6 protein-coding genes are annotated in these 5,732 nt (G+C 33.9%); 4 read left to right on the top strand and 2 right to left on the bottom strand.

Translation table 11 applies throughout. The annotated features are described in order from the left end of the window. Positions 1-60 precede the first annotated feature (60 nt). From ACN0QX_RS15265 to ACN0QX_RS15250, 4 genes are all read left to right on the top strand, one after another. Positions 61-312, top strand: a complete 252-nt coding sequence (locus ACN0QX_RS15265; RefSeq protein ID WP_417198179.1) for a hypothetical protein — start codon at positions 61-63, stop codon at positions 310-312. Between the two features lie 382 nt (positions 313-694). Continuing rightward, positions 695-1,069 carry a hypothetical protein gene (locus ACN0QX_RS15260; protein WP_417198178.1) on the top strand — a complete coding sequence of 125 codons (375 nt, stop codon included), beginning with the start codon at positions 695-697 and terminating at the stop codon, positions 1,067-1,069. Between the two features lie 28 nt (positions 1,070-1,097). Then, positions 1,098-2,231 (top strand): hypothetical protein, encoded by a 1,134-nt coding sequence (locus ACN0QX_RS15255; RefSeq protein ID WP_417198177.1) that lies wholly within the window; start codon positions 1,098-1,100, stop codon positions 2,229-2,231. 41 nt (positions 2,232-2,272) lie between these two features. After that, positions 2,273-3,586, top strand: a complete 1,314-nt coding sequence (locus ACN0QX_RS15250; RefSeq protein WP_417198176.1) for a hypothetical protein — start codon at positions 2,273-2,275, stop codon at positions 3,584-3,586. 35 nt (positions 3,587-3,621) lie between these two features. Here the strand turns inward: ACN0QX_RS15250 and ACN0QX_RS15245 are convergent, their stop codons facing one another. Together ACN0QX_RS15245 and ACN0QX_RS15240 are read right to left on the bottom strand one after the other, a co-directional pair. Further along, entirely contained in the window at positions 3,622-5,484 is a 1,863-nt protein-coding gene (locus tag ACN0QX_RS15245; protein WP_417198175.1) for an ATP-binding protein, read from the bottom strand. 52 nt (positions 5,485-5,536) lie between these two features. Beyond that, positions 5,537-5,732, bottom strand: a 196-nt coding sequence (locus ACN0QX_RS15240) for a DNA cytosine methyltransferase (RefSeq protein WP_417198174.1), incomplete at its 5' end; no start/stop codon positions are given.

The following is a 5,732-nucleotide window of genomic DNA, read 5'->3' as shown; positions in this document are numbered from 1 at the left end:
ATAATCATGAGCCTCTGATTTTTTACCGTAAATAGATATTGAATTTGATGGAGATAGATAATGAGCAACGGTTGGTTTAACTTCTTTCCATACTTTGCAGGCGCACTTAAGATTATTGTCACAGCGATTGGCGCCTACTTTGCGATTAAATGGCATTTCGATGAAGATCGCCGAGTAAAGGAAGCAGAAGGTGTGGTATTTGAACCGCAGAGCTTCAAGAAAAAGCTGGCAAAGATGCTCGCCATTCCAGTCATTCTGACCGTTCTGATCATTATCACTGTCTACGCAACTAACTGGGTACTTGACGCTTAACTGCGGGGGGATGTTGAGAAAATCGTTCAGATCTATGCTCATACTCAGGAACAACCTAATCACAGAAGTTCGGCTTGTTCGGGTTCAAATTGTTTCTGAGTATGGTCCGGGTAATACCCAATACCCAGACAATTTTTAAACTCCGTCGCATTCACGACCTTGCAAATGCACGAAACGCTTCGCGGGTCGCCCCCTCAAACAACGCAATCAAATTGATCAATGGCGTTTCTTTATTTTTGAAATGAATATTACCCTAGGATGTCCAATCCATGATGATGAGTTTTGGCGTGCCAGAGTACTGCGAACACTGTTCATACGTCATAAAAGGCGTATTAATAACTACTTTATATGCAAACATGATGTTATCCTTTTAAATTATTGATTGTTTGATCGGACGATAGAGTTGCAGCTCGCATTTGATAAGGATTACTTCAACAGACTGGACGTCTTAAACGTTATGGCGCTAGAAAACGATGGAACTACATACATCGTGGACAAAGAAGTACACCAAGCGGTAAGCGGAACCTACCTATCTGATATTGACGGCCTACTCTCTCTGAACGAGATTCAGCACCTGCCAGGTCAGAAGCTGGCGATCAGTTTTAATGGCTCTAACATTCAAGTAGATGAACTGGACGTGAAGGTTGTGGGTAGAGTTGCGTTAGTGATTAAAAAATATAAATTAGAAATTGTAATATCAACGAATAGAGTAACTGATGATGAAGTTAACCATCTTAGACAAAAAAATAGAAGGTAATGCAACATGTTACTTGTGTAAAGTTAACATGCAGGAGTATTTAAATTCTTTATCTAGCGACTATAAAGATTGGAATATACAAAGGGGTATAATAGATAACCGTTACTTAGATGATATTATTGAAACTGTTATAAATAAAAAGCATATTCCTTCTCTTGTTTTAATTTCAGAAAATGAAGAAATAAAATCAACATTAGAAGGTGGTGTAGCAACGGTAACAGACTTTAAAATATTAGATGGATTACAACGTACTTATAGGTTAAAAACAATCCTTAATAGTAAAGAGTTTGTAATAAAACACTTAGAAGATATTGTACAGCTTACGCCTATTGGCATTTCAAGAAAGTATCTAAATGAGATTAACTCACAAAAAGCTAGTACAACCATCATTAAGAAACTCGTTAATGAGATAAAATCAGGAAATCCTCTCGACTCCCTTTTAGAGTTTGAACAATGGATAGAGGTTTGGGAAGGGTTGAGCGTAAAAGAGCAAGTTGACAAGATGCTTATTTTAAATGCTGGACACAAGCATGTTAGCTTAAAACATCAACTCGAAATAATTTTTTATAATATAATTGATTTCATTGAAAAAGAAGTTAACGGAAACTTTAAAGTAATCAGAGAAAGAGATATTAACTCGATTAATGCAAACAAGAAGAGAAAACCAGGCGAATTCAATTTTTCATTAATCATTTCTGCAATTTTGTCTTTAAACAGCGGTAAAGCTATAACTATTAATTCCAACCTAATTAGTAATTTACAAAAAAATGAAGAGTTATCTAATTTTGATTACAATACTATTTTAATGGTTTGTAAATTTCTCCTTGAACTAGACAACCACCTTTTTGACATATACCAAGAACTAGGTACGAAATGGCTTGGTAGAGATGTTGTGGTTAGCGGATTAATGGGGGCATTAGGGCACTATGCTACCAAGAATGAAATACCTATTTCCGAGTCTATAGAAATAGCTTCACGAAAGATTAATAACTCACCTCAAATACTTAACCTTAATGAATTTGAAAAAGAGAGGAATAATGTTAATTATTCAAAAGTGAACATTGGAGACTTTAATAAAAAATCTATATACAGAGCAACATTATTATTAATGAATAATGATTTCAATCATATCCCCTGGGAAGAGGTATTCATAGAATTATAATGATTAAATCTAGAGATATATTGTACTCTTACATTTTCAACTTGTTAGAGAATCTAGTTGATGACGACATCTTGGGTCAAATAGAAAATAATATTACAGAAGAAAAACAAGACTTATTATTAAATTCAATGCAATGTATTCAGGAATTTTCCGATACTATTCAACTAGCTTATATTAATGATGGATACTTTAGTGAATTTAATGAACTAGTCGAAATATTAAACACAGTAAAGCCTTTATATACCCCTTTAATTAATCTAGAACGCCCCATTAAGTTTTGCCAATACGCTAACTATATAAATAATTTCGAACAGGAATGGGAAAACATAGAAATTGATGAAACAAAATTCACAACATTCTCTGACATAAATCCATCAAGATATGATAAATGTTATTTTTATGAAAATATCGAATCACAAGACAATTCTATAATATTTTTTAAAAACACATGCGAACCAATTTTTGACAACAACTCTGTATTTATTTTTTTCTTATTCCTTCACTTCTTATCAGATAAAAATCTAGAATACACTAATAATTTTATTGTTATTAAACGTAGTGATTTGGTTACAAAATCGAAGGCAGAAGCTTATTTAAAACTTCACTTGCTTACATCTGGAAATTTCTATCATGAAATAAAATTAGCATCCGAACGCACTAACATTGATATTAAAGAAAAACTAGAACCTGAGCATACATTACAACAGTTTGATGATACCCTAATAATACTCAGTGAATATAATAGCAGAAAAGAGATATTAAATAAGTTCTTAAGTCTATATCAAATAATTGAAAACTTCATGTTTAAATACCCTTTAGTCAAGTTAAATATAAATAACAATGGTCACATGTTTTCAATTAGAAACTTCAAAGACATGTATGATAGAGTTAGTGACGGTGAATTAACATCACTTAATAATTTATTTAGTTGCAGTTATAATGATACTTTTCAAAATGGTGAATTACTAGCTAGTCTAGCTGATTCATTCAACAATTTAGTGACCAACGATAATGATAAAACTGATGTCAATAATGCTTTAAATTCTTTAGGTATTAACCTCAAAAATGGTAATGCTCTCACTTTCGATGATATTGACGGGTTCACTGTTAACCAGAAAAAAGCTGAATGGCCAAGACTTTTCTCAAAAATGGTCTATTTTACTAGAAATGCAATAGTTCATAATAAAGAGACTGAGTTCCACTTATCACACAATTATTTAGATAATTCAATTTATTCATTTGTTGATAAATTTCTATTACCTGAATGTGAAAATCTCACATATAAATTAATATATAAGCCAAACGACCTAGTTTGGTATACTCATGATAGTGTTAAATTGTATGATAACTCATAAATAAGGGGGCAAAACTATGCCCCCAATCATTTACATTAGTGATTATATGTCTCGTATGCTTGCATAAATTCTTTATGGTATTCCTTGGATTGCTCTAATAACTCTCGATACGTTTTAACAAAAACAGAACCGGACTTCATATATGTATCTTCCCTTTCCTGGAACATATAATCTTCTGAATTTTTTTCACCACCTACAACAAAACACACAACTTTTGAAAACCCTGTCGCAGAAGCATATTTATGTTTTAGAAAAGCACCATAATTATATGCTTGATCTAGTGCTTTTAAATCTACTTTATAGTTACTTCGCTTTATCTCGATAACATATAATATTTCCCCCAACGCATTACTACATAGAAAGTCAATTCGCTTGTTACTTTCGTTAATTTCTTCTTCAGGGAACGATTCTTTCAATAAAGTAGAATAAGTAACCTCATCTTTAAACTCAAGTATTCTAGGGTCTAATAACCAAGAGAATTTCTTTAAGAAATTGTGAAGTGTTGGTACTTCTTTCGTATTTGTATTCAGGTAAGTTTCAAACTGTTTAATCACTTCTATTCTAGCAACTGCTAAATCTCGATACTGTTTTGATTCAATAGATTTCCAATCATCCATCAAACGTAATAACTTTGGAATATCTTCACCAGATTCTGAAATATCAGCAATTCTCGATGCGTATTCTTTATAAGCTTGGTTATCAAATTTATCCATTACACTGCCAATAAGATCTGCTGATTCATCAACATCAATATTGGAATTTTCTAAAATTGGGGTGATGATCTTGTCACCTAACTCACGTTCAAATGTTGGTAAATTTTCTTTCCACTTTTCTATGCCAACTTTGTGCTTTTTCTCTACCTCGGCTTGTTTTACTTGAGCACGCTTTTCACGCCACTCTTTACCAATTACCTTAATAATGGTTTGCAAGTATGCTTGAAGATCTCGTGTTTCTTCATGCTCCCAGTTCAGAGAGTGTCGATCTGTAGAGATAACGTCATCGTCAAAGTCATCGATAAAATCAACTTCTATATATCCGGTCACATAGTTATGAAATTGGTCATTATCACGAGCCCCGTAAAAGCTCGCTACATTGACGATCTTTCCTCTGGATGTGAGATAAATACCACGCATCTCCGTATCTTTAATCGGAGTTTTCAGCGTGATAACAGAACCTTTCATCTGCTCCCAATATGCATAACTTTCATCATATTTTTTATCAGGGAAAGACCATGTGAACTCTGTATTAAGAGTCTGAAACTTGAGCTCATTTGTAATGCGCACTTCGGACTCAGCATTTCCGTTCTTGGTTATGCTCGTGTCCATTTCGCTGAAGATTATGAATTTTTTAGATAGGCTAAGAGCAATATCATCTAAATTGAAACCGCTCTTTCGGCGTATTTGCTTTAACTTAATAACAGTCCCTGATGGAATGGACGTAGGCTCATCGTGCGCTAATAGCTCCGGAGAATATTCATACCCTCGGCTGTTCTTAATTTCCTGAAGGTTCATTATGAAATGGTTTTTCTTGCCGGATTTGATTGAAACAACTTCGATCTCGTCACAAATACCAAATACCGAGAGTTTGCCAAGTCCTTTCTTACCAATTACAGGTCGACCTTTTGCACTGACTTGTTTCTGAGTCTCTTGACGACGATTTCTACCTATAACAAGATATTTATTATTAAGCTCGTCGAAGGTCATCCCTTCTCCGTCATCGTTATAAATAATTTCTTTTTCATCACCATTTTCAATGAAATCAATAGTGACAGTATTAGCATCAGCATCCCAAGAATTGCTGATCAATTCAGATAAAACACTAGGAAGTTTAGAATAAAGTGAGACACCCAAATGCTCGATAGTATTTGGGTCAAATTTAAGGATAAGAGAATCTGACATAGTAGTTATAGCCAACTGATTTATATTGGCTTTAGTGTACTAGTGAGTGACATTACCGTTCAAGTAAGTTCATCACAACTTCCCCTATTTGTTTAGCCAAATACGGTGGCACAGCATTTCCTACCTGCACATATTGCTGCGTTCTATTCCCTTCAAACAAATAGTTATCGGGGAATGTCTGCAAACGAGCCGCTTCACGCACAGTTAAGCTTCGGCACTGCTTTGGATCGTAATGAATGAAGTAGTGC

It is taken from the genome of Bizionia sp. (assembly GCF_048259285.1).
In the GTDB taxonomy this organism is placed as follows: Bacteria; Bacteroidota; Bacteroidia; order Flavobacteriales; family Flavobacteriaceae; genus Algorimicrobium; species Algorimicrobium hallyeonense.
This window is presented reverse-complemented; position numbering and strand designations above follow the sequence as displayed.

Coding starts and splice junctions, on each gene's coding strand:
- ACN0QX_RS15265 (WP_417198179.1), top strand. CDS start 61: ATGAGCAACGGTTGGTTTAACTTCTTTCCATACTTTGCAGGCGCACTT.
- ACN0QX_RS15255 (WP_417198177.1), top strand. CDS start 1,098: ATGCAGGAGTATTTAAATTCTTTATCTAGCGACTATAAAGATTGGAAT.
- ACN0QX_RS15245 (WP_417198175.1), bottom strand. CDS start 5,484: ATGTCAGATTCTCTTATCCTTAAATTTGACCCAAATACTATCGAGCAT.